This window comes from Priestia koreensis, assembly GCF_001274935.1.
Lineage (GTDB): Bacteria > Bacillota > Bacilli > Bacillales > Bacillaceae_H > Bacillus_AG > Bacillus_AG koreensis.
The window spans coordinates 245,264-269,571 of record NZ_LILC01000037.1 but is presented as its reverse complement, the minus strand read 5'-3'; the positions used below and the strand labels follow the sequence as shown (position 1 = coordinate 269,571).

22 protein-coding genes are annotated in these 24,308 nt (G+C 40.6%); 21 read left to right on the top strand and 1 reads right to left on the bottom strand.

Going from position 1 to position 24,308, the window contains the following annotated elements; all coding sequences use genetic code 11:
* The first annotated feature begins 15 nt into the window (after nucleotides 1-15).
* The 5 genes from AMD01_RS22795 to AMD01_RS22775 all read left to right on the top strand — a co-directional run bounded on the left by AMD01_RS22795 (nucleotide 16) and on the right by AMD01_RS22775 (nucleotide 7,911).
* On the top strand, nucleotides 16-1,155 hold the full coding sequence (locus AMD01_RS22795; protein ID WP_053403746.1) for an acyl-CoA dehydrogenase: 1,140 nt from the start codon (nucleotides 16-18) through the stop codon (nucleotides 1,153-1,155).
* 14 nt (nucleotides 1,156-1,169) lie between these two features.
* Nucleotides 1,170-1,805 (top strand): TetR/AcrR family transcriptional regulator, encoded by a 636-nt coding sequence (locus AMD01_RS22790; RefSeq protein WP_053403745.1) that lies wholly within the window; start codon nucleotides 1,170-1,172, stop codon nucleotides 1,803-1,805.
* Between the two features lie 13 nt (nucleotides 1,806-1,818).
* Nucleotides 1,819-5,064 (top strand): fused isobutyryl-CoA mutase/GTPase IcmF, encoded by a 3,246-nt coding sequence (icmF, locus tag AMD01_RS22785; protein WP_053403744.1) that lies wholly within the window; start codon nucleotides 1,819-1,821, stop codon nucleotides 5,062-5,064.
* A gap of 343 nt (nucleotides 5,065-5,407) precedes the next feature.
* Nucleotides 5,408-5,968, top strand: coding sequence for a DNA-directed RNA polymerase subunit delta (gene rpoE, locus AMD01_RS22780; protein ID WP_053403743.1), 561 nt, complete (start codon nucleotides 5,408-5,410; stop codon nucleotides 5,966-5,968).
* A gap of 335 nt (nucleotides 5,969-6,303) precedes the next feature.
* Nucleotides 6,304-7,911, top strand: coding sequence for a CTP synthase (locus tag AMD01_RS22775; protein WP_053403742.1), 1,608 nt, complete (start codon nucleotides 6,304-6,306; stop codon nucleotides 7,909-7,911).
* A gap of 35 nt (nucleotides 7,912-7,946) precedes the next feature.
* On the opposite strand, the gene AMD01_RS22770 is transcribed toward AMD01_RS22775, so the two are convergent.
* Nucleotides 7,947-8,477 (bottom strand): DUF2529 domain-containing protein, encoded by a 531-nt coding sequence (locus tag AMD01_RS22770; RefSeq protein WP_053403741.1) that lies wholly within the window; start codon nucleotides 8,475-8,477, stop codon nucleotides 7,947-7,949.
* A 282-nt stretch (nucleotides 8,478-8,759) separates the two neighbouring features.
* Here AMD01_RS22770 and AMD01_RS22765 point away from each other — a divergent pair, with 282 nt between their 5' ends.
* The 16 genes from AMD01_RS22765 to AMD01_RS22690 all read left to right on the top strand — a co-directional run bounded on the left by AMD01_RS22765 (nucleotide 8,760) and on the right by AMD01_RS22690 (nucleotide 24,247).
* Entirely contained in the window at nucleotides 8,760-9,128 is a 369-nt protein-coding gene (locus tag AMD01_RS22765; RefSeq protein WP_053403740.1) for a response regulator, read from the top strand.
* A gap of 223 nt (nucleotides 9,129-9,351) precedes the next feature.
* Nucleotides 9,352-10,209, top strand: coding sequence for a class II fructose-bisphosphate aldolase (locus AMD01_RS22760; protein ID WP_053403739.1), 858 nt, complete (start codon nucleotides 9,352-9,354; stop codon nucleotides 10,207-10,209).
* 336 nt (nucleotides 10,210-10,545) lie between these two features.
* The gene (fsa, locus tag AMD01_RS22755; protein WP_053403738.1) at nucleotides 10,546-11,190 is read left to right on the top strand and encodes a fructose-6-phosphate aldolase; all 645 of its coding nucleotides are present in this window, start codon (nucleotides 10,546-10,548) and stop codon (nucleotides 11,188-11,190) included.
* 309 nt (nucleotides 11,191-11,499) lie between these two features.
* Nucleotides 11,500-12,786 (top strand): UDP-N-acetylglucosamine 1-carboxyvinyltransferase, encoded by a 1,287-nt coding sequence (locus tag AMD01_RS22750; RefSeq protein WP_053403737.1) that lies wholly within the window; start codon nucleotides 11,500-11,502, stop codon nucleotides 12,784-12,786.
* Nucleotides 12,787-12,973: 187 nt separating this feature from the next.
* A complete protein-coding gene (gene glpX, locus AMD01_RS22745; protein WP_053403736.1) occupies nucleotides 12,974-13,945 on the top strand; it encodes a class II fructose-bisphosphatase in 972 nt (323 codons plus the stop codon).
* A gap of 478 nt (nucleotides 13,946-14,423) precedes the next feature.
* Nucleotides 14,424-15,698, top strand: a complete 1,275-nt coding sequence (gene rho / locus AMD01_RS22740) for a transcription termination factor Rho (protein ID WP_053403735.1) — start codon at nucleotides 14,424-14,426, stop codon at nucleotides 15,696-15,698.
* A 202-nt stretch (nucleotides 15,699-15,900) separates the two neighbouring features.
* Entirely contained in the window at nucleotides 15,901-16,101 is a 201-nt protein-coding gene (rpmE, locus tag AMD01_RS22735) for a 50S ribosomal protein L31 (protein WP_053403734.1), read from the top strand.
* 233 nt (nucleotides 16,102-16,334) lie between these two features.
* Complete coding sequence (locus AMD01_RS22730) at nucleotides 16,335-16,958, top strand: thymidine kinase (RefSeq protein ID WP_053403733.1); 624 nt, start codon at nucleotides 16,335-16,337, stop codon at nucleotides 16,956-16,958.
* 179 nt (nucleotides 16,959-17,137) lie between these two features.
* Entirely contained in the window at nucleotides 17,138-18,202 is a 1,065-nt protein-coding gene (gene prfA / locus AMD01_RS22725; RefSeq protein ID WP_053403732.1) for a peptide chain release factor 1, read from the top strand.
* 2 nt (nucleotides 18,203-18,204) lie between these two features.
* Nucleotides 18,205-19,065 carry a peptide chain release factor N(5)-glutamine methyltransferase gene (gene prmC, locus AMD01_RS22720; RefSeq protein ID WP_053403731.1) on the top strand — a complete coding sequence of 287 codons (861 nt, stop codon included), beginning with the start codon at nucleotides 18,205-18,207 and terminating at the stop codon, nucleotides 19,063-19,065.
* 115 nt (nucleotides 19,066-19,180) lie between these two features.
* Nucleotides 19,181-19,951 (top strand): stage II sporulation protein R, encoded by a 771-nt coding sequence (gene spoIIR, locus AMD01_RS22715; RefSeq protein ID WP_053403730.1) that lies wholly within the window; start codon nucleotides 19,181-19,183, stop codon nucleotides 19,949-19,951.
* A 73-nt stretch (nucleotides 19,952-20,024) separates the two neighbouring features.
* Nucleotides 20,025-20,468: a GNAT family N-acetyltransferase gene (locus AMD01_RS22710; protein ID WP_053403729.1), complete on the top strand. Its 444-nt coding sequence runs from the start codon at nucleotides 20,025-20,027 to the stop codon at nucleotides 20,466-20,468.
* Between the two features lie 171 nt (nucleotides 20,469-20,639).
* A complete protein-coding gene (locus AMD01_RS22705; RefSeq protein ID WP_053403841.1) occupies nucleotides 20,640-21,680 on the top strand; it encodes an L-threonylcarbamoyladenylate synthase in 1,041 nt (346 codons plus the stop codon).
* 112 nt (nucleotides 21,681-21,792) lie between these two features.
* A complete protein-coding gene (locus tag AMD01_RS22700) occupies nucleotides 21,793-22,347 on the top strand; it encodes a manganese efflux pump MntP (RefSeq protein WP_053403728.1) in 555 nt (184 codons plus the stop codon).
* Nucleotides 22,348-22,508: 161 nt separating this feature from the next.
* Nucleotides 22,509-22,943, top strand: a complete 435-nt coding sequence (locus AMD01_RS22695) for a low molecular weight protein arginine phosphatase (RefSeq protein WP_083446672.1) — start codon at nucleotides 22,509-22,511, stop codon at nucleotides 22,941-22,943.
* Between the two features lie 14 nt (nucleotides 22,944-22,957).
* Nucleotides 22,958-24,247 (top strand): methyl-accepting chemotaxis protein, encoded by a 1,290-nt coding sequence (locus AMD01_RS22690; RefSeq protein ID WP_053403727.1) that lies wholly within the window; start codon nucleotides 22,958-22,960, stop codon nucleotides 24,245-24,247.
* Nucleotides 24,248-24,308: the final 61 nt, after the last annotated feature.

Genomic DNA, 24,308 nt, shown 5'->3' with positions numbered 1-24,308 from the left:
GGGGAGCTGGGAGAAATGTTTTTTAAACTATCTGAAGAGCATGAAATGATTCGTAAAATGGTTCGTGACTTTGCTAAAAATGAAGTAGCACCTACAGCAGCAGAACGTGATGAAGAAGAGCGCTTTGATCGCGCAATCTTTGATAAAATGGCAGACCTTGGACTTACAGGTATTCCGTGGCCTGAAGAGTACGGTGGAATTGGAAGCGATTACTTAGCTTATTGTATCGCAGTTGAGGAGTTATCAAGAGTATGTGCATCAACAAGTGTAACGCTTTCTGCTCACACATCATTAGCAGGTTGGCCAATTTACAAGTTTGGTAACGAAGAGCAAAAACAAAAGTACTTAAAACCAATGGCACAAGGAAAAAGTATCGGCGGTTACGGGTTAACAGAGCCAGGATCTGGATCTGATGCGGGCGGTATGAGAACAACGGCGAAAAAAGACGGGGACGACTACATTTTAGACGGATCAAAAATCTTTATTACGAACGGTGGCATTGCGGATTTTTACGTTGTGTTTGCTTTAACGGATCCAAATCAAAAGCAGCGCGGTACGAGTGCCTTTATCGTTGAAAAAGATATGCCAGGTTTTTCAGTTGGAAAAAAAGAAAGCAAGCTCGGAATTCGTTCCTCACCGACAACAGAGATTGTTTTTGAAGAATGCCGTGTGCCAAAGGAAAACATGTTAGGTGAAGAAGGTGACGGCTTTAAAATTGCAATGATGACGCTAGACGGAGGTCGAAACGGAATCGCTGCACAGGCTGTTGGGATTGCACAAGGAGCATTAGATGCGGCTGTTGCCTATGCGAAAGAGCGCGAACAATTTGGAAAGCCAATCGCACTTCAGCAAGGAATCGGCTTTAAATTAGCTGATATGGCGACACAAGTTGAAGCAGCGCGTCTATTAACCTATCAAGCAGCATGGCTTGAATCAGAAGGCTTACCGTATGGAAAAGAATCAGCAATGTCGAAGCTTTTTGCTGGAGATGCAGCAATGAAAGTGACAACAGAAGCGGTTCAGGTATTTGGTGGTTATGGATATACAAAAGACTATCCGGTAGAGCGTTTTATGCGTGATGCAAAAATTACTCAAATCTATGAAGGCACTCAAGAGATCCAGCGCTTAGTTATTTCACGCTACTTAACTAAATAACTAGGAGATGAATTATGACAAGGAAACGAGAAGTACATGCATCTGTGAAGGATCAGCGTCTTATTGAAAAAAGGCGTGACCAAATGGTTAAGGGAGCTGTGACCCTTATTAAGAAGAAAGGCTTCCACCGCACCACTACACGAGAAATTGCGAAATCATCGGGGTTCAGCATTGGAACTCTGTACGAATATATTAAAACAAAAGAAGACGTTTTGTATTTAGTATGTGACAGTATTTATGATCAAGTAAGAGGTCGTTTAGAAAAAGTGATCTGCAAAGAGAATTATTCCATCGACAACTTGAAGCAAGCAATTGAAAACTATTTTAAAGTTGTGGATGAAATGCAGGACGAAGTACTTGTCATGTATCAGGAGGTTAAGTCCTTATCAAAGGATGCCTTACCTTACGTATTAAAAAAAGAAGTCGAAATGGTCACGATTTTTGAAGAGATTATTGCAGGATGCGTTAAAAACGGATACATGGACTTGGAAGAAAAAGAAGTTGAGCTGTTGGCACACCATATTTTTGTCCAAGGTCAGATGTGGGCATTTAGAAGGTGGAGTCTGCAAAAGTTGTATTCACTAGAAGAATATACGACTATGCAAACGAAGTTTTTACTGCAAGGTTTTTCAATCGAACGTCAAATTTAAGGGGGGCATCTCGTTGAGTAATGCAACGCTAAAACAACCGATACGTTTTGTTACTGCTTCTAGTCTGTTTGATGGACATGATGCATCAATTAATATTATGCGCCGAATCCTTCAAGCGAGTGGTGCCGAGGTTATTCATCTCGGTCATAACCGCTCCGTTGAAGATATCGTAAATGCAGCGATTCAAGAGGATGTACAAGGAATTGCGATTTCATCTTATCAAGGCGGACACGTAGAATTCTTTAAATATATGCATGACCTTTTACAAGAAAAAGGAGCGCCTCATATTCGCATTTACGGAGGTGGCGGTGGGGTTATCATTCCAAAAGAGATTGATGAGCTTCATCGTTATGGGATTGCGCGAATTTTTTCACCTGAAGACGGCAGGCAGCTAGGCCTTCAAGGTATGATTGATCGAATGATTGAAGAGTGTAACTTTTCAACGTTAACGGATATGCCGCAGGACCTGAATAGCTTAACACCGGCTAGTCACCGCGATATCGCAAAGCTTATTACGTTAGCTGAAAATCAACATGCTAGTACGGAAGAGCTTGCGGTTGGTCTTGAACAAATTAAAGAAAAAGCCCGCGATCAAAAGAACAGCGTTCCTGTTATCGGTATTACAGGAACAGGGGGAGCAGGTAAAAGCTCACTGACAGATGAGTTATTGCGTCGCTTCTTATACGATGTAGATGGACTGAACGTGGCGATTATTTCGATTGACCCAACGAAGCAAAAAACAGGTGGGGCACTTCTTGGAGATCGTATTCGCATGAATGCTGTCTCAACTTCTAGAGTGTATATGAGAAGCTTGGCGACAAGAAGCTCAGGAAATGAGTTATCTGTTGCGATTCAGGATGTGATTTCGATTGTCAAAGCAGCAGGCTTTGATATCGTGGTCGTTGAAACGAGTGGAATTGGTCAGGCGGATGCTCAAATTAAAGATGTGTGTGATATGGCTTTATACGTAATGACGAGTGAATTCGGTGCACCTTCACAGCTTGAGAAAATTGAGATGATCGACTATGCGGATCTTGTGGTCATTAATAAGTTTGAGAAAAAAGGCTCGGAGGACGCAAAAAGACAGGTTCAAAAGCAGTATCAGCGCAATCATACGCTGTTTGAACAAGGCATTGAAGAAATGCCTGTATACGGAACAATGGCAAGTCAATTTAATGACGCGGGTGTTAATACGCTGTTCGTTGAAATTATTGATCGAATGAATAAAAAGTGGAACTTAAATTGGCAGACGGCTCTTCAACGTACGGATAAAGTGGAAAAACAAAATATGATTATCCCGCCGAACCGTCAGCATTATTTGCGAGAAATATCGGATGCCGTTCGTCACTATCACGAGCACGCGGATGTGCAGGCAAATGCCGCACGAAAACTTTTCCAACTTGAAGGCGCTCTTGAGGAAGTCAAAGATCAGCCATCAGTGGTAGAAGCACTTGAGGAAGTAAAAGAAGGGTATCAAGAGAAGCTCACGCCAGCTTCTGCGAAAATTTTAAAGGGCTGGCACGATCTAAAATCACAGTATGAAAAAGAGGAGTTCGTCACAAAAGTTCGTGACAAAGAAATCGTAACGAAGCTTAAGACGAGAACGCTGTCCGGTCTACTGCTACCGAAAGTGGCGCTTCCTCCTTTCAAAGATTACGGTGAAATTTTAAGGTGGGTATATAAAGAAAACGTACCAGGATCGTTCCCTTACACGGCTGGGGTATTCCCATTTAAGCGTGAAGGCGAAGATCCGAAGCGCCAGTTTGCCGGGGAAGGAACGCCTGAGAGAACAAATCGTCGCTTCCATTATTTATCAAAAGATGATGATGCAAAACGATTAAGTACAGCCTTTGACTCAGTTACGTTATACGGAGAAGATCCTGCTGTTCGCCCAGATATTTTCGGTAAGATTGGCGAAAGTGGTGTAAGTGTGTGTACGCTTGATGACATGAAAAAGCTCTACAGCGGATTTGATCTCTGCCATCCGTCCACATCTGTATCAATGACGATCAACGGACCAGCTCCGATTATTTTAGCCATGTTCATGAATACGGCAATCGATCAGCAAGTGGTGAAGAAGGAAGAGGAGTTAGGCCGCATTTTAACACCTGAAGAGTATCATGAAGTTCGTTCTCAAACATTGAACGTTGTAAGGGGAACGGTTCAAGCAGATATTTTAAAAGAAGATCAGGGGCAAAATACGTGCATTTTCTCTACGGAATTTGCGCTTAAAATGATGGGCGATATTCAGGAGTACTTTATTGACAATAAAGTACGCAACTATTACTCTGTATCCATTTCTGGCTATCATATTGCAGAAGCAGGCGCAAACCCTATTTCCCAGCTTGCCTTTACGTTAGCGAATGGGTTTACGTATGTTGAATATTATTTAAGTCGTGGCATGAACATCGATGATTTTGCACCGAATCTTTCATTCTTCTTCAGTAATGGGCTAGATTCTGAGTACACGGTAATCGGACGTGTGGCGAGACGGATCTGGGCAGTAGTCATGAAAAACAAGTACGGAGCAAACGAACGTAGCCAAAAGCTGAAATATCATGTTCAAACGTCTGGGCGCTCTCTTCACGCGCAAGAAATTGATTTTAATGATATTCGTACAACGCTTCAAGCGTTAATGGCACTTCATGATAACTGTAATTCGCTTCATACAAATGCGTATGATGAGGCCATTACGACACCGACTGAAGAATCTGTTCGACGTGCAATGGCGATTCAGCTAATCATTACGAAAGAGCATGGTCTAACAAAGAACGAAAATCCACTTCAAGGATCATTCATTATCGAGGAATTAACGGATTTAGTAGAAGAAGCAGTACTTCAAGAGTTTGAAAGAATGAATGACCGTGGCGGTGTATTAGGTTCGATGGAAATGCAGTATCAGCGTGGAAAAATTCAAGATGAATCAATGGATTATGAGATGAAAAAACATACAGGTGAACTTCCAATTATCGGTGTTAATACGTACATGAATCCAAATCCACCTTCTGCTGAAGAAATGAATGAAATTCAGATTGCGCGTGCGTCTAACGAAGAAAAGCAGTATCAAATTGATCAGCTTCATCTGTTCCATAAAGCACATGAGGAGAAGACTGAACGTTCTCTTCAACGATTAAAAGAAGCTGCTCGTCTAAATCACAATATTTTTGCGGAGCTAATGGAGACGGTAAAGGTAGCAAGCCTTGGTCAAATTACACGTGCTTTATATGAAGTAGGCGGACAGTATCGTCGCAATATGTAATAGTAAGCTTTGATAAACACGATGAGAAAGTAGACAGTGGAAACAGCCTTGTAAACGGGGCTGTTTTCGTTTTCCTATAAATGGGCATTTGACTTCAAAGAAGATTATCGTAAAATAAATGATGCACAAAAAGCAAATGCTGTGATATTCTAGTAGCATTTGCAGTGAACCAAAGATTTTTTTAGAAAGAGTGCAAGGAACACTAGCATAAATGTAATGAATTTGTTTATAATGAATGGTATGTATTTGGTAATGATCCATTAGATTTTGTCCTAATTACTACAAATTCTTATAGATTTTAAATCTTAGTTCCGATTATTACATAGGAAAGGGTGTGCCCAGTTTGAGTCTAGCACAATACTCAAAAGAAGAGATTAAAGAAATGTCCATGATTGAATTGGCTTATGATATTCTAGCAGAAAGAACAGATCGCACAGCTATTTCATTCAAAGAAATCCTAGATCAAATTATTGACTATTTGGAGCTTACACAAGATCAAGTGAAAGCAACAATTGCTCAATTTTATACAGATTTAAATATTGATGGCCGTTTTGTATCAGTTGGTGAAAATCGTTGGGGATTAAGAGATTGGTACCCGTTTGACCAAGTTGAAGATGACACGATCCAAGTTGCAAAACCGAAAAAGAAAAAAGGTAAAAAAGCACCTGTTAAAGATGAGTTCGATGAGTTCGAGGATGCAGAAGAATTGGATGAAATCGAAGAAGAAGAATTAGACTACGATGACGATGATGATGACGAAGAAGAGTTAGAAGTTATCGATGGTGACGCATTTGAAGGAGAAGATATCGTAGAAGATGATGATGAAGAATACGATATTGAAGAAGAAGAATTAGACGAAGAGTTTGATGAAGAAGAAGAGGAAGACGATTCAGAAGAGAAATAAGAATCATAATCGGTCTTGACTTTTTAAATCAGAGTAGGTAGAATTTTTTTTGGGCTCTTAAATTAATGCTTACAATGATTGGTGTTATATAAATGGATTGCTCCCACTACCTGATCCAGGTGTGGGAGCAATTTTGTTTTTAAGGCCATATAGTGAAATTTTATATGATTTTAAGCTCTCTTTTCTTTCCACATCAATCATTAGAAGGTCGCGAACTCCTGATGGTTGACGTTTTATTTTATAGGGTTTTTTGAATTTATTACGCTAGATGAATGAATTCGAACTGTTTATGTACAAACTTCTAATATGATTACTAATCCAGAGGGGGAAATAAGATGACAAAGTATATCTTTGTAACAGGAGGCGTTGTCTCTTCTTTAGGGAAGGGTATTACAGCAGCTTCACTAGGACGTTTATTAAAAAACCGTGGGTTGAGCGTCACAATTCAAAAATTTGATCCATATATCAACGTAGACCCAGGAACAATGAGTCCATACCAACATGGTGAGGTTTTCGTAACAGATGATGGTGCTGAAACTGATTTAGATTTAGGTCACTACGAGCGCTTTATCGATATTAACTTAGGTAAGCATAGTAATGTCACAACGGGTAAAATCTATTCAACAGTTCTTCAAAAAGAGCGCCGCGGCGACTATTTAGGTGGAACAGTTCAGGTTATCCCACACATTACAAATGAAATCAAAGAGCGCGTTTTCCGTGCAGGAAAAGAAACGAATGCTGACGTTGTTATCACAGAAATCGGTGGTACAGTTGGTGACATTGAATCACTACCATTCTTAGAGGCAATTCGCCAAATTAAGAGTGATATCGGTCGCGATAACGTAATGTATATTCACTGTACATTAATTCCTTACCTAAAAGCAGCAGGCGAAATGAAAACAAAACCGACTCAACATAGCGTAAAAGAGCTTCGTAGCTTAGGAATCCAGCCAAATGTAATCGTTGTTCGTACTGAAATGCCGATTTCTCAAGACATGAAAGACAAAATCGCGCTATTCTGTGACATCGATACAAAAGCTGTAATTGAAGCGTCAGATGCTGAAACTCTATACGAAGTTCCATTAATGCTTCAAGAGCAAAAGCTTGATCAAATTACATGTGAACACTTAAAATTACCGTTCAATCCAGCTGATATGGATGAGTGGAATGAGCTTGTTCAAAAAGTGAAAAACCTATCAAAAACAACAACAATTGCACTAGTAGGGAAATACGTAGAGCTACAAGATGCTTACATCTCTGTTGTAGAAGCTCTTCGTCATGCTGGTTACTCATTCGATGCAGACGTAAAAGTGAAATGGGTAAACTCTGAGCATGTAACGCCTGAAAACGTGAAAGAACTAGTTGGAGACGTTGATGGTATTTTAGTTCCAGGTGGATTCGGTGATCGCGGAATCGAAGGTAAAATCGTTGCGACTCAATATGCACGTGAAAACAAGGTTCCATTCTTAGGTATTTGCCTAGGTATGCAATTAGCAACAGTTGAATTTGCACGTAACGTACTTGGCCTAGAAGGTGCTCACTCTGCTGAGATTGCACCAGGTACAAAATATCCGATTATCGACTTACTTCCTGAACAAAAAGACGTAGAAGACCTAGGTGGTACACTTCGTCTTGGACTATATCCTTCTAAGCTAACAGAAGGTACATTAGCTTACGAAGCATATCAAGATGAAGTTGTGTACGAGCGTCATCGTCATCGCTACGAGTTCAACAATGAGTATCGTCAAGCGATGGAAAAACAAGGGTTTATTTTCTCAGGGACAAGTCCAGATGGACGCCTTGTGGAAATCATTGAGCTAGCAGATCATCCTTGGTTCTTAGCTTCTCAATTCCACCCAGAATTTACGTCTCGCCCAACACGTCCACAGCCTCTATTCAAAGAGTTTGTTCGTGCTTCAATCGAGCTAGGTTCAGAAAAATAATAAGCAAAAGCCGGGCACTCGCTGCCCGGCTTTTATTATTCATATTCACTTATAATTTCTTTCATCGTTAGAGAAACGGCATAATACGCATACAGGCTTGTCATCACTGCAGGGAAACCGTAGCGATTTCCTTCCTCGTCAGGGATGAGCGGCTTCGTTAATTTTGTATCAATATGCACATCTACGACTTGATCAAGTGTTTCATCTTCAGAAGCTCTGAGCGCTGACATGCCAACTAGAGGGATTGATTTTTCTGCTAGTTTTTTTGCAATAATGATGGACTCCTGGTCATCTGAAAAACGCGAAACAAGCAGCACGCGATCAGCTGGCGTAACGTTATCTAGATTTTCCATCGTTAAGAGCGGTTTAGCTCCTTGCAAGGGCTCTTCACTTTCAAGTGCTTCAAACATAACGCTTTTCATTTCTCTTGCGCCGTACACATACACATTTCCGTCACCTACGATGGCCTGAGATAAAAGGCGAGCGGCATCTTCTATATTAAATTCCTCTTTTTCCTCAATGCGTTTAAAATACCCGCTGAGCTGAGTTGTAAATATTTTAAGCATGTGAATAATCACCTTTCTGTTCTTAGACAATTTTCTTCTGATAGTCATTATAAAGCAAACATAGGAGATAGTAAAAATAGACTTCTTACCAGATGGAAATTGAAGGCCATTTCTTTTTAAAGAAAGATGCTCTCTAAAAAACTACACTGACGAAAGTTCGTTCATCTAGACGAATAAATGGAAAATATAATACGATGTGAGAAAAGAAGGTTTTTTTCATTTTTAGTCGAACTAAACGAGTTAGAGATGCATAATGGGAAAATATGAAGAGGTGGGATTGCATTGAAAGAGAAAATTTTAGTGGTAGATGACCAGTATGGGATTCGAATTTTGTTAACAGAGGTTCTTCAGAAGGAAGGATACCAATCATTTCAGGCAGCAAATGGATTTCAAGCGATTGAGATTACACAAAGAGAATCACCTGACTTAGTATTATTGGATATGAAAATTCCTGGAATGGATGGAATTGAAATTTTAAAGCGTTTGAAGGAAATTGATCCTGCGATTAAGGTCATTATTATGACGGCTTATGGTGAGTTGGACATGATTCAGGAGGCCAAAGACCTAGGTGCGTTAACGCATTTTGCGAAGCCGTTTGACATTGATGAAATTCGCCAAGCAATTAAAAAATACATTCCGGTCAAAATGTAAAAACGAGACGTTTACGTAAACAATTTTCGTTATCTGGTTTAAAAATGTTGCTGTTTTTTGCATTAGTTGGTATCCTATGTACTGTGAAACTATTTAGTGAGCCAATTGGTTGATTAAATATATTAGTCATATTACATGAAAACACTCATCCATGCGCATACTAGTTTAGGTCAAGCACTTAAAAAAAGTAGCGTCAATGGCTTATGTTAAGGAGGATTCCACGATGCCTTTAGTATCAATGACAGAAATGCTTAACAAAGCAAAAGCAGAAGGCTATGCAGTAGGTCAGTTCAACTTAAATAACCTTGAGTTCACTCAAGCGATTCTTCAAGCAGCTGAAGAAGAAAAATCTCCAGTAATCCTAGGGGTTTCTGAAGGTGCAGCTCGTTACATGGGCGGCTTCAAAACAGTTGTGAAAATGGTAGAAGGTCTTATCGAAGACTTCAAAATCACAGTTCCAGTGGCTATTCACTTAGACCACGGTTCAAGCTTTGACAAATGTAAAGAAGCAATCGATGCAGGTTTCACATCTGTAATGATTGATGCTTCTCACCACCCATTCGAAGAGAACGTTGAAACTACTTCTAAAGTAGTAGAATACGCTCACTCTAAAGGTGTTTCAGTTGAGGCTGAATTAGGAACAGTTGGTGGACAAGAAGATGATGTAGTAGCAGAAGGCGTAATCTACGCTGACGCTAAAGAGTGCGAAGAGCTTGTTAAACGCACTGGCATCGACTGCCTTGCTCCAGCATTAGGATCTGTTCACGGTCCTTACAAAGGTGAACCAAACCTTGGATTCGCTGAAATGGAAGAAATCGGTAAAGCTACTGGTCTTCCATTAGTATTACACGGTGGTACTGGTATCCCAACAAAAGATATCCAAAAATCTGTTTCTTTAGGAACAGCTAAAATCAACGTTAATACTGAAAACCAAATCGCATCTGCTAAAGCTGTACGTGAAGTATTAGCTGCAGACGCTGAAGTATACGATCCACGTAAATACCTAGGACCAGCTCGCGAAGCAATTAAAGCGACTGTAATCGGTAAAATGCGTGAATTCGGTTCTTCAAACAAAGCTTAATAGACATTAACCGAAACCGCCTAGCATTTATGTTTGGCGGTTTTGTTCTATTTACTCATCTTTTTTAAAAGATAACACCCTATTGTCAAACGTTTTATTTCCTCACTAGAAAGTTTCACTAACCAATGACAACAAAACGTTTTTGACAGAGGGAACCTTCTCGACTATACGTTTCATTTGAAGCTTTGAGCTTGATATGAGCCGGATAATCCCTGTAATCAATCGTTTAGTGTTAATATATTCCTTAGGGGAAGATCTTATTGTAGATAATTGCTGTTTCACCTTACTGTTTAAAAGGTAAAACATAGATATCATTCATTTTAGGGAGGATTTAGGATGAAATTTTTTATCGACACAGCCAATTTAGACGAAATTAAAGAAGCACATGCATTAGGGGTTTTAGCAGGTGTAACAACAAATCCAAGTTTAGTAGCAAAAGAGAAAATCTCTTTTGAAGATCGTTTAAAAGAAATTACAGATTTAGTTCCTGGATCTGTAAGTGCTGAGGTTATTTCATTAGAAGCCGAAGGAATGATTGAAGAAGGTAAGAAACTAGCAGAGATTGCACCGAACATTACGGTAAAAGTTCCAATGACACCAGACGGATTAAAAGCAGTTAAAACATTCTCTGAGCTAGGAATCAAAACGAATGTAACGCTTATTTTCTCTGCGAATCAGGCTCTTTTAGCTGCACGTGCAGGCGCTACATACGTATCACCTTTCTTAGGAAGATTAGATGATATTGGTCAAGACGGCCTGGACTTAATCTCTCAAATTGCAGAGATCTTTTTAGTTCATAACATTGAAACAGAAATTATTGCGGCTTCTATTAGACACCCTCTGCATATCACTGAAGCAGCATTAAGAGGCGCTCATATTGCCACTGTACCTTATAAAGTCATTATGCAACTTTTCCATCATCCATTAACAGAAGCGGGTATTCAAAAGTTTTTAGAAGACTGGGAAAAACGTACGGTATAAGTTAATCGAATGTAGCACTTTTAGCGTGGTTTAAAGATGAATAGAGCATTTCGATAGTGTATAAAAAGACGCCCTTGTTGTTCATACTCTCACATTGAGCTTGAACAACGAGGCGTCTTTTTCATATATGTTGGCTATTTTTTGAAAAAAATCGACTTTTTGTACATGAAATTTTCTTTTTCGTGTAAACTATTAGATAATAAAGAAAACTAGCCATACATCTCAGAATGTTAACTGGTATAAAATTCCTTATGGTAGTTAAAAGAGGCGCTTACGACAATAATCATCTTCGCTAGAAGGGAGACGCAAATGGAAAAGCTAAAAATACAAGGTGGAGTACCATTAAACGGGACTATACGAGTAAGTGGAGCTAAAAACAGTGCTGTTGCTCTGATTCCCGCTACAATTCTAGCTAATTCTCCTGTAACGATTGAAGGATTGCCAGATATATCTGATGTGCAAATTTTATCAGATTTGATTGAAGAAATAGGTGGACAAGTATCATTTGAGAGTGGAGAACTAACCGTTGATCCATCGAAAATGGTTGCCATGCCGTTGCCGAGTGGAAAGGTTAAAAAGCTTCGCGCGTCCTATTATCTCATGGGGGCCATGCTAGGTCGCTTTAATAAAGCTGTTGTGGGTCTTCCTGGTGGATGTCATTTAGGACCACGCCCAATCGATCAGCATATTAAAGGTTTTGAAGCACTTGGGGCTCAAGTAACGAATGAGCAAGGTGCTATTTACTTGCGTGCTGATGAGCTACGAGGGGCACGGATTTATTTGGATGTTGTGAGCGTGGGTGCGACGATCAATATCATGTTAGCGGCTGTGAGGGCTAAAGGCCAAACGATTATTGAAAATGCCGCCAAAGAACCAGAAATTATTGATGTGGCAACGTTACTTACCAACATGGGCGCTCGCATTAAAGGAGCGGGTACGAACGTTATTCGTATCGATGGGGTAGATGAGCTACGAGGTTGTCGCCACTCAATTATTCCGGATCGTATTGAAGCAGGGACATTCATGATTATGGCAGCTGGAGCGGGAGAAAGGGTTGTAATTGATAATGTGATACCTCAGCACATTGAATCGATTATTGCCAAAATGAGAGAAATGGGCGTGAAGATTGAAACAAGCTCAGATCAAATTTTAGTCATGGGAAATCGTGATTTTAAGGCTGTGGATATTAAGACTCTTGTCTATCCAGGATTTCCAACCGACCTACAACAGCCATTTACCTCCCTTTTAACAAGGGCTACAGGTACAAGCGTTGTAACGGATACGATTTATGGTGCAAGGTTCAAGCATATTGACGAATTGCGTAGAATGAATGCGACCATTAAAGTAGAAGGAAGATCAGCCATTATTAATGGTCCTACTCAGCTTCAGGGAGCCAAGGTGAAGGCTTCTGACCTGCGTGCAGGGGCTGCTCTAGTCACAGCGGGATTAATGGCCAAAGGAATTACAGAAGTGACGGGTCTTGAGCACATTGATCGTGGGTATAGTCACTTAGTAGACAAGCTCTCAGGTCTTGGCGCTGTCATTTGGCGTGAACGTATGACCGATAGTGAAATTGAACAATTTCAAAATTCCTAAACGGTAAACAAGCGGTGGTAATTCGTTATCATCGCTTCTACCTAGTACGTGCTAATTTTTGACGTTCCTGAATGAAAACAACGGGTGGTAAAAATTATCATGCTGATTAAATCGTGATTTTGTGGTAGCGTATTCATTGTATCGTGGTGGAAAATAAAATGTGAAACACAGCAGGGGGACGTAGATCATGGAACGAAGCTTATCGATGGAATTAGTTCGAGTAACGGAAGCAGCAGCACTAGCATCTGCAAGATGGATGGGTCGCGGGAAAAAAGATGAAGCTGATGATGCAGCGACATCAGCTATGCGTGATGTATTTGATACCATTCCGATGAAAGGGACGGTTGTGATTGGTGAGGGAGAAATGGACGAGGCGCCGATGCTATACATTGGTGAAAAGCTAGGGAACGGCTATGGTCCTCGTGTTGACGTTGCAGTTGATCCGCTTGAGGGGACAAATATTGTCGCTTCAGGAGGGTGGAACGCCTTAGCGGTTTTAGCGATTGCCGATCACGGCAATTTGTTACATGCTCCTGACATGTATATGGATAAAATCGCTGTAGGTCCAGAGGCGGTAGGAACAATCGATATTAATGCACCGGTCATTGATAACCTACGTGCGGTTGCGAAAGCGAAAAATAAGGACGTAGAGGACATTGTGGCAACGGTTTTAAATCGTCCACGTCATGAGCATATTATTGCTCAAATTCGCGAAGCTGGTGCACGCATCAAGTTGATTAACGATGGAGACGTAGCGGGTGCAATCAATACAGCATTTGATCATACCGGCGTTGACATTCTATTTGGCTCAGGTGGAGCGCCTGAGGGTGTAATTGCAGCCGTGGCTCTGAAATGCTTAGGTGGTGAGCTGCAAGGTAAGCTTCTTCCGCAAACGGATGAGGAATTGCAGCGCTGCAAAGAGATGGGGATCGCGGATATCACGCGTGTCTTTTATATGGAGGATCTCGTAAAAGGAGATGACGCCATCTTTGCCGCTACAGGTGTAACGGACGGGGAGTTATTAAAAGGCGTGCAGTTTAAAGGTTCTGTTGGAACGACTCATTCCCTTGTTATGCGCGCAAAATCTGGGACAGTCCGGTTTGTCGATGGACGTCACAGCTTAAAGAAAAAACCGAATTTGGTTATTAAACCTTCGTAATAAAATAAAACAGGCTTTGGAAGTTTGGTCACTTCTTTTTAGAGCGGAATTCCGCTCTAAAAAGAAGTCTTCATTTACCCACACTAGCCTATAGAAAGGCGTCTTCATAGAGCATTTTCATAGAACGATCCTTTACGTATTCCTCCTTTCTATTAACACTTTTATCCATTCTTTAATGTTTTTCACGCTCTTGTCTTTTTTTATAGCTTGTCTTTTTGGATTCATCCGGTTTATAATGTTTTTCGATGTTATTGATACTTATGTAAAGCGCTTCAATAATTGACATAAAAAGCTATTGATTAAAAAGATAGAAAAGGGTTAGAATATAAATTGCTATACAACTGATAGAGTATCTACTTATATTACTTCAAGACTACCTTCTCCATCTTCACAAATATGAATTCCATCCATATCGTTTCTTAACGTTAAGTAAAATTCCATATGGTAGGAAAAGAACTATATAAAGCGTGGTGCTGTAATGAGTTTAACATTATCCAATTTAGAAAACATGAAGTTAAAAGAGCTATACGAACATGCTCGTGAGTATAAAATTTCGTATTATAGTAAATTAACAAAAAAAGAACTTATTTTTGCCATTTTAAAAGCGCAAGCAGAGCAAGATGGACTGTTATTTATGGAAGGTGTACTGGAAATTATCCAGTCAGAGGGCTTTGGTTTCCTTCGTCCAATTAACTATTCACCTAGCTCCGAAGATATTTATATTTCTGCTTCACAAATTCGTCGCTTCGATTTGCGAAACGGAGATAAGGTATCTGGTAAAGTTCGTCCTCCAAAAGAAAATGAGCGTTACTATGGTTTGTTACATGTAGAAGCAGTAAATGGAGATGATCCTGAATCTGCGAAGGAACGTGTTCATTTTCCTGGGTTAACACCTATTTATCCTAATCGTCACATGGTTTTAGAGACGGAACCAAGAAATCTTTCTACTCGTATTATCGATGTTATTGCGCCAATTGGATTTGGACAACGTGGTTTAATCGTTGCTCCTCCAAAAGCGGGTAAAACGATTCTATTAAAAGAGATTGCCAATAGCATTACAACCAATCATCCAGAAGCAGAATTAATCGTGTTGCTTATTGACGAACGTCCGGAAGAAGTAACAGATATTGAACGTTCTGTTGAAGGAGATGTTGTCAGCTCTACGTTTGATGAAGTGCCAGAAAACCACATCAAAGTAGCGGAGCTTGTGCTTGAGCGTGCGATGCGTTTAGTTGAACATAAAAAAGACGTGATCATCCTTATGGATAGCATCACTCGTCTAGCTCGTGCCTATAACTTGGTCATTCCACCAAGTGGACGTACGTTATCAGGGGGGATTGACCCTGCTGCATTCCACCGTCCAAAACGTTTCTTCGGTGCTGCTCGTAACATTGAAGAGGGTGGAAGCTTAACAATCCTTGCAACGGCTCTTGTAGACACAGGTTCTCGTATGGATGACGTGATTTATGAGGAGTTCAAAGGAACAGGTAACATGGAGCTTCACCTTGATCGTTCACTTGCTGAAAAACGTATCTTCCCAGCGATTGATATTCGTCGTTCCGGAACACGTAAAGAAGAGCTTCTTATTCCGAAAGAGCATCTTGACCATCTGTGGGCAATTCGCAAAACGATGGCTGATGCGCCAGACTTTGCGGAAAAATTCCTTCGTCGTTTACGTCAAACGAAAACAAATGATGAATTCTTCCGTATTTTAGATGAAGAACGAAAAGCGGTGGCGGCGAGCAAGCGTTAATGGTAGTATGTGTATATCGGCTTTTTTCATGCGAATGAAATTGTATGAAAGAGATGGTTGCAAAAGAACCCATCCCTTGTTATAATTTCATCATGTGTGTATTAGCTAAGTGTATGTGAAGGTGAAAAGATCGTTGTAGTTTTCATATATGCTTTCAATATAACTCTGTTTCAAAAGATTCAGGGCGGAAGGAGATGAAATCATGAAATCAGGAATTCATCCAAACTACAAAAAAGTTATGGTGAAATGCGCTTGCGGTAACGAATTCGAAACGGGTTCTGTGAAAGAGGAATTACGCGTTGAGGTATGTTCTGAATGCCATCCATTCTACACAGGTCGTCAAAAATTCGCGGATGCTGGTGGTCGCGTTGATAAATTTAACAAGAAATACGGTATCAAGTAATAATCCGTATATCAGAAAAACAGGCAAGGGTACTAGTCGCTTGCCTGTTTTTTACTTCTTTACGTTAACTAGTATGGATGTTGGATTTGAGGAAACGCTAACCGAACAAAGGAAAAGAGATCGAAGGATTCTAACGGACAGTGAGCCTCTGCAGAAGAGACTTAGTGTCCGTTAGAGTAAACCGATATAGTGTTTGCTCAATTGGAACTATGAGGAAGGGAGAGTCCCGCAGCATGTATGTGATGAAACAAAGCGGTTGGGTTGAGGTAATTTGTGGGAGTATGTTTTCGGGCAAATCAGAAGAATTAATTCGTCGAGTGCGCCGAACGCAATTCGCCAAACAAAAAGCGCAGGTATTCAAACCAGCGATTGATAATCGATATAGTGAAGAGTCTGTCGTTTCTCATAACGGTACATCAGTATTAGCATATCCTGTTGAATCTTCTCTAGCGATTTTAGAACGCACGGAAACTGACACCGAGGTTGTCGCAATCGATGAAGTTCAATTCTTTGATGAGAATATTGTGGAAGTGGTAGAAGAATTAGCCGCTCAAGGGAAACGTGTGATTGTAGCAGGACTAGACCAAGACTTCAAAGGCGAGCCATTTGGACATGTTCCAGCACTTATGGCGCTCGCTGAAACAGTTACAAAGCTTCAAGCTGTTTGTGCAGCATGCGGATCACCCGCAAGCCGTACACAGCGTTTAATCAATGGACAACCTGCTTCTTATGATGATCCGATTATCTTAGTAGGAGCTTCAGAATCGTATGAGCCACGATGCCGTCACTGTCACGTGGTGAAAAACAAGCCTTCTGAGGGAAAAAAGCTAGTCGTTGAAAATGGAATGAGTAATTAATAGGTGTTTTAAGCCAACATAGGTAGTTTCATGCTGTAGTACATACGTGCATTGAGCTACCTTTTTATTTTTGGAAAATGGGGTGGAATACGTCCATGTCAAAGGGAAAATGCTTTTGACCTCCCCCCTGACCTTATACTATAATTAGAATGTTATGGACAAAAAATGAGGTGAATGGTGTGTTTGATCGTTTACAAGCAGTAGAAGCTCGCTATGAGAAATTGAATGAACTTCTCAGCGATCCTGGAATCGTGAGTAATCCATCTAAATTAAGAGAATATTCGAAAGAACAGTCTGATATACAAGAAACTGTCGATACGTACAGAGAATATAAGGAAATTTCTGAGCAATATGCTGAAGCAAAGTCAATGCTAGAAGAAGGCTTAGATGCTGAAATGCGTGACATGGTGAAAGAAGAAATTTCTGAGCTTGAAGAACAAAAAGAACAGCTCGAGGAACGTTTACATATCCTATTAATTCCGAAAGATCCGAATGACGATAAAAACGTAATTATGGAGATTCGCGGAGCAGCAGGCGGGGACGAAGCAGCGTTATTTGCTGGTGACTTGTATCGTATGTACTCGCGTTATGCAGAAGCTCAAGGCTGGAAAACGGAAGTGATGGAAGCAAACTCGACGGGAGTGGGCGGATATAAAGAGATTATCTTTATGATTACGGGTAAAGGTGCCTTTTCAAAATTGAAGTTTGAAAATGGAGCTCATCGTGTACAACGTGTTCCTGAAACAGAATCTGGTGGACGTATTCATACTTCTACTTCGACAGTAGCCGTTCTTCCTGAGGCAGAGGAAGTGGAAGTTCAAATTCATGAGAAAGATATTCGTGTGGACACGTTCGCATCAAGTGGCCCAGGAGGACAAAGTGTTAATACGACAATGTCGGCTGTACGCTTAACGCATCTTCCAACAAACACCGTCGTATCCTGCCAGGATGAAAAATCCCAAATCAAAAACAAAGAAAAAGCGATGAAGGTCCTTCGTGCGCGTGTATACGATAAATTCCAACGTGAGGCACAGGCGGAATATGATCAAACGCGTAAACAAGCTGTTGGAACGGGAGATCGTTCTGAGCGTATTCGTACGTATAATTTCCCACAAAACCGTGTAACGGACCACCGTATTGGTTTAACAATTCAAAAGCTTGATCAAATTCTTCAAGGGAAACTTGACGAAGTTGTCGAAGCATTGATTTTAGAAGATCAAGCTCAACGAATGGAGCAAGCTTAATCATGGAAGCTTCATTTGTAAAAATATTTGAAGCCCTCAACTGGGCTTCTTCTTTTTTGAAGGCACACGGGCGCGACGAAAATGCAGGGGAACTGCTACTGAAGCATCATTTGAAGATGAGCCGCTCACAGCTATTAGCTTCTCTTCACGATGAGATCGATCCGCTTATAAGAGAGCAATTTTTAGCCGATCTTTCCAAACACACGAACGGAATCCCTGTTCAATACTTAATTGGATACGAAGAATTTTATGGCCGCGTATTTTCCGTGAATAAGGAAGTGTTAATTCCTCGGCCGGAAACAGAAGAGTTGGTGTACGGTGTTATTGAAAGAGCCAAAAACAAATTTCAGCATCCATCGATTGTCGATATTGGAACGGGAAGCGGCGCAATTGCGATTAGTCTAGCTCTTGAAATACCACAAGCTAAAGTGAGTGCCGTTGATATCGCAAAGGCTTCATTAGAAGTCGCAGAAAAAAATGCGCGCGATTTAGGCGCAGCGGTTCGCTTTTACGAAGGTGATTTATTGCAACCAATTATTCAACGCGGAGAAAAGGTTGATATTGTTGTATCAAACCCTCCTTACATTCCTGATCTTGAGGTGGAAACATTGTCAACGGTCGTGAAGGACCATGAGCCACTGCGCGCGCTCGCGGGTGGTCAGGACGGTTTAGACTTTTATCGACGTTTTATGAATGAGCTTCCTCAGGTGTTAAATTCAAATGGAATCGTTGCGTTTGAGGTGGGGGCAGGTCAAGCGGAAGTCGTGGCGGAAATGCTGCGTGCTACATTTACAAAAGCTGATGTGCGCGTTGTATATGATATCAATCAAAAAGATCGAATGGTATTTGCAGAGCTTCATTAAGTTCTGCGAAATACTATTTTTAAAAGAAATTAAAAGATTTCCATATTCGTGGAAATTGCTAGTTTAGTATAGTCGTGTTTTGGTCATACTGCTCTTATAAGGGGTGGATGAACAAATGAAAAAACACGTGATTATATTTTTTCTTTTACTATTAGTAGGAGCGAATTTTAATTTATTATATAGCAGTCAGCCAGTTCAAGCAGAAGAGCCGGTCGTTATTCCGGACGAAGCTATTCGATTACGTATTTTAGCAAACAGTGACGACGAAAATGATCAGCGCGTAAAGCGATTAATTCGCGATCAAGTCAATATTGAAATTACAAAATGGGTACAAGACCTGACATCTATTGAAGAAGCACGTAAGGTCATTAAAAGTCATTTGCCAGAAATACAGGCAATAGCAGAGCGTGTATTAAAAGAGCAACAGGTAAAGCAGTCTGTTCATGTAAAGTTCGGTACAGTTCGTTTTCCAACAAAGTTGTATGGACAGTTTTTATATCCTGCAGGTAAGTATGAAGCAATTTTAGTCACACTTGGAAAAGGTGAAGGAGCAAACTGGTGGTGCGTTCTATTTCCTCCTTTATGCTTTCTTGATTTCTCAAATGGCGCAGCTGTGCAAGATCCTTCAGGTGAATATAAGCCGTCGAATGTGAAAGATGATGCTCATCCAACTGAGAGTACTGTGACAGAAGCAAGTGATGCGGGCCAGTCCTTTGCTAGTAAAACAGAAGAGGATGTTCAACAACCGGAAGAAAAGGAAGTTGAAAAGCCTGTAAAACACAAGGTTAAGAAGACTTCGTTTGTTGATACGAAAGAGCCAGAAGATCCAAAAGAAGTCAAAGTGAAATTTTTTGTTGTCGAATGGGTATCAAAAATGTGGCCATAAACTCTAGTACTAGTTCTATTTGTCACCTTTCTTCATAGATTAAAAACTAGAAGGAAAGATGAGGGGGAGAACAATGCCAGAAACGATTCGTCACGCCACAAAACAAGACATTCAGCTGATTGAACAGTTTTTGCAAAGAGCGGTAGTTGGAAAAACGAACGTAAAAGAAGCGATTGATCGTTTTATCATTATGGAAAACGATCGTGGGGAGCTGTTAGCGACGATTTCCTTTCAGCCATGCGGGGAAGATGCGCTTTTACGTTCCTTAGTGATGTCTAGTGATGCCACGCAGCAAGGAATTATTCATTTATTCAGTGCAATGGTTGAATTTATTCACAGCAAGAACATGAGAGATATTTACCTCGTTACAAGTACGGGTTCGGCAATTCCATTTTTTAAGCTCTTTCACTTTGCTGAAGTCGAAAGTAACGATGTGGCTGTGGATATTAAAGAAAAGATAAAAGTAGAGGGTTCACCGACTGGGGATATCTTTTATTATATGAAGTATTCTGTATAAAAAGATAATATCCACAAAGTTATCCACTATATTTTGAATATTATCCACAATTTGTGGATATTTTTTCTTTTTCTTGGGATAATTTTGTCCTTTTAGTCAAATTGTATTACAATCAGTAGAAGTTACAGGTATTGTGAGTCGTAATATCTTAGTAGGTAGGAGCTGGAAATGTTGAAAACAAAATTGTGGATTGTGGATAAATCTGAAACGAAGCATGAAAGTTATCCACAATTAGTAGAAGCATCAATGTTACTCAAACAGGGAGAAGTTGTGGCTTTTCCTACGGAAACTGTATATGGTCTAGGGGCTGATGCGACGTCGGATCAGGCTGTGGATAAAATTTTCTCAGCGAAAGGCCGACCAAGCGACAATCCGCTCATTGTCCACATTGCCGAACAGTCTCAGCTAGATGATTTTATTGAGGAAGTTCCAGATCATGCGTTACGTTTAATGGAAGCTTTTTGGCCAGGACCGTTGACCATTATTTTAAAGAAGAAAGAAGGATTGTCGGATAAGGTAACTGCGGGGCTTTCAACCGTAGGGGTACGTATGCCTGATCATCCGATTGCTCTTGCGCTTATTAAAGAGGCAAATCTGCCAATCGCAGCACCAAGTGCGAACCTTTCTGGAAAGCCAAGCCCGACTACTGCTCAGCACGTCATCCAAGATTTGGACGGTCGAGTCAGCGGAATTGTCGATGGAGGAGCGACGGGAGTAGGTGTAGAATCCACCGTGGTGGATTGCACAACGGAAATACCCGTCATTTTCAGACCAGGTGGCGTAACAAGGGAACAGTTAGAAAGCGTAGTAGGTGAGGTATTAGTTGATCCTGCTTTATTGAAAGAAGGAGAGGCACCGAAATCTCCGGGGATGAAGTACACGCATTACGCGCCTGATGCACCGCTATTAATCGTAGATGGAAGTAAGGAATTTCTGCAAAAGAAAATAAATGAGTATCAGCAGTCTGGTAAAAAGGTAGGAGTACTCACAACTGATGAAAACAAAGCCTATTATCAGGCAGATCAAATTATTTGTTGCGGAAAGCGTGAGGATCTGGCAACGGTTGCCCATGATCTTTATCACGTTCTGCGCTCATTTAATGAATATGATGTTGATACAATTTTAAGCGAAAGCTTCCCGGTAGAGGGAGTCGGACAAGCTATTATGAACCGACTAATCAAAGCTGCGGGTCACCATGTCATAAGCGAATAACAGTATTAAAGTCCTTTCCGTGGTGGGAAGGACTTTTTTAAAACTTTTCTTCTAAACCTTTTTCGGAATGCATAAAGTGAAATAGGCACGTCCGAGGGGGTTTATAATAATTATGTCGTCACTTATTAATGAAATTTTAACTTTATTAATTATGGCTTTTGCTTTAGGAATGGATGCTTTTTCCGTTGGATTAGGCATGGGTTTAATTAAACTGCGCACGCGACAAATCTTTTTAATTGGGGTCACGATTGGTTTTTTTCATATCTGGATGCCTCTAGTTGGAATGATCATCGGACGCGTTCTTTCTGACAAGTTCGGGATGTTTGCTACATATGCAGGTGGAATTCTTCTCTTTTTGCTGGGTGGACAAATGATTTATGCTTCCTTTAAAAAAGGGGAAGAGTCACTGATCAAGCCTGTCGGATTCGGTCTGATTGTCTTTGCGTTAAGTGTTAGCTTAGATAGTTTTTCTGTAGGTCTTAGCTTAGGAATCTTTGGTGCGAGAACAGCGCTAACCATTGCCTTGTTTGGAATTATGAGCATGGTATTAACATGGACTGGCTTGCTTCTAGGAAGACGCGTTCAAGGTTGGTTAGGTTCGTATAGCGAAGCACTCGGTGGAAGTATTCTATTAGCATTTGGAATTAAACTTTTGTTGCCCTTTTAAGTGAAGCATCAAGATGTTTACCTCGTGAAGTTTCAGTTATAATAGAAGATATAGTAGAAGGTGTCCTAGAGAGTAATTATGACTCTTTTACGACACCTTTTTATTTTCTGTTACTTTTTTACTACTTTTGTTTTATAATTATTTCCAAAGGAGGATTTTTTGTGAAAAAAATTCTATTTGTTTGTACAGGTAATACGTGCAGAAGCCCAATGGCGGAAGCACTATTAAAAGCAAAAAAACTTCCTAATGTTGAAGTGAAATCAGCTGGGGTATTTGCAGCCAATGGCAGTTCAGCATCTACTCAAGCAACGGAAGCCCTTTTAGAAAAAGGAATTAGTCATCAGCACTCCTCACAAGTGTTAGATCTTGAATTGATCAATTGGGCAACGCATATTCTGACAATGGGAGAAAGTCACAAGCAAATGGTTGTGGCTCAATCACCGAGAGCGATTGAAAAAACGTTTACGTTAAAAGAATATGTTCAAGGAATAAAAGAGGATATTGCAGATCCTTTTGGTGGAAGCTTATCAATCTATCGTTATACGCTAGAAGAGCTCAACGAACTAATCGATAAGTTAGGAGAAAAAATCATATAAATCGAGGGGTCATTATGGAGGAGAAAAGAAAATATAAGTTTAGTTTGCGATTGCGGTTAGTATTATTTACGTCAATACTTGCTTTTATTACGTATTCCACTAGTGTGTTCTTTCTATATATCGTTTATCCTTTTGTGGATCAATGGTTCAGTGAAAAGGCATTTACAATCGGAACACTTTGTCTTGGAATGATGTGGTCGGCGTTGCTAGCCTATGTCGCAGCTGGATTTATTATTAAGCCACTACAGGAAGTAGAGCGTGTAGCACTAAAAGCGGCTCAAGGTATCATTAATGAAGACGTGAAGGTTTCAAAGGTTGATGATGAAATTCGTTCGTTAGGATTAGCATTTAACGCCATGCTTTCGAACCTGCGTGAAATGGTTGGAAAGATTAACGATAACTTTGAGACGACCAATCATACGGTTCTACATATTTCGAACTCTGTAGAGGATGCTTCCCTTCAGGCCGAAACGATTAATCGTACGATAAATGAAATATCAAAAGGCGCAGAGTCTTCTGCCGTGGCTATTCAAGAAACGTCTGACTCGGTTGGTCGTGTCATCTCTCTTGCTGAAGAAGTGAGAGAAAAAGCACACTTGTCTAAGACGCTGTCTCAACTAATGGTAGGGACGCTTGATCAAAATAAAGTTGCCACACAATCACTAATTGACGGAGTGCGTCTCCTAGCAGATAACAATCAGCAGTCGCTAGAGTCCGTGCATCGTCTAGAAACAAACGCAAAGCAAGTCGAGAACATCATCGGCTTAGTGGGTGATATTGCTGGACAAACAAATTTACTTGCGCTGAACGCATCCATTGAAGCAGCAAGAGCAGGTGAGCATGGCAAAGGATTTGCAGTTGTCGCAGATGAAGTTCGAAAACTTGCAGATGAAAGCGCGAAAGCTGTTCAAGGTATCACAGAACTCATTCATAGCATTCAGCATGAAGTAAAAACGGTTGTACATCAAATTACTGATCAAGTACAAGCAGCAAATAAAGAAGCTCATAAAGGAAGCGAAACGACAAAGGGCTTTGAAGAAATGACGAACTCCGTGCTACAGGTGGCAGGTGCGGTTGATCATATTACCGAAATGGTCGATAAGCAGATGCACACGATTCAGGAAACATCAGAGCAGTCACAGGAAGTAGCAGCAATTGCGGAGGAAACATCGGCAGGAGCTGAAGAAGTAAGCGCAGCAACCGAAGAACAAACAACGCTCATTCAACAAATCGATTCTGTTACGAAGAGTCTTGCAGAGCAAGCTGCTCAATTAAACAGTACCATTCAACGATTTAAACTTTGACCAGATAGTCTACGCTATTTGGTTTTTTTTGTTTTGGTGTACAATAATGGAAACAGCGTTA

Coding starts and splice junctions, on each gene's coding strand:
- AMD01_RS22750 (WP_053403737.1), top strand. CDS start 11,500: ATGGAAAAGCTAAAAATACAAGGTGGAGTACCATTAAACGGGACTATA.
- AMD01_RS22760 (WP_053403739.1), top strand. CDS start 9,352: ATGCCTTTAGTATCAATGACAGAAATGCTTAACAAAGCAAAAGCAGAA.
- AMD01_RS22710 (WP_053403729.1), top strand. CDS start 20,025: ATGCCAGAAACGATTCGTCACGCCACAAAACAAGACATTCAGCTGATT.
- AMD01_RS22775 (WP_053403742.1), top strand. CDS start 6,304: ATGACAAAGTATATCTTTGTAACAGGAGGCGTTGTCTCTTCTTTAGGG.
- fsa (WP_053403738.1), top strand. CDS start 10,546: ATGAAATTTTTTATCGACACAGCCAATTTAGACGAAATTAAAGAAGCA.
- AMD01_RS22690 (WP_053403727.1), top strand. CDS start 22,958: ATGGAGGAGAAAAGAAAATATAAGTTTAGTTTGCGATTGCGGTTAGTA.
- AMD01_RS22700 (WP_053403728.1), top strand. CDS start 21,793: ATGTCGTCACTTATTAATGAAATTTTAACTTTATTAATTATGGCTTTT.
- spoIIR (WP_053403730.1), top strand. CDS start 19,181: ATGAAAAAACACGTGATTATATTTTTTCTTTTACTATTAGTAGGAGCG.
- prmC (WP_053403731.1), top strand. CDS start 18,205: ATGGAAGCTTCATTTGTAAAAATATTTGAAGCCCTCAACTGGGCTTCT.
- rpmE (WP_053403734.1), top strand. CDS start 15,901: ATGAAATCAGGAATTCATCCAAACTACAAAAAAGTTATGGTGAAATGC.
- AMD01_RS22730 (WP_053403733.1), top strand. CDS start 16,335: ATGTATGTGATGAAACAAAGCGGTTGGGTTGAGGTAATTTGTGGGAGT.
- glpX (WP_053403736.1), top strand. CDS start 12,974: ATGGAACGAAGCTTATCGATGGAATTAGTTCGAGTAACGGAAGCAGCA.
- rho (WP_053403735.1), top strand. CDS start 14,424: ATGAGTTTAACATTATCCAATTTAGAAAACATGAAGTTAAAAGAGCTA.
- AMD01_RS22795 (WP_053403746.1), top strand. CDS start 16: ATGTTTTTTAAACTATCTGAAGAGCATGAAATGATTCGTAAAATGGTT.
- AMD01_RS22770 (WP_053403741.1), bottom strand. CDS start 8,477: ATGCTTAAAATATTTACAACTCAGCTCAGCGGGTATTTTAAACGCATT.
- AMD01_RS22790 (WP_053403745.1), top strand. CDS start 1,170: ATGACAAGGAAACGAGAAGTACATGCATCTGTGAAGGATCAGCGTCTT.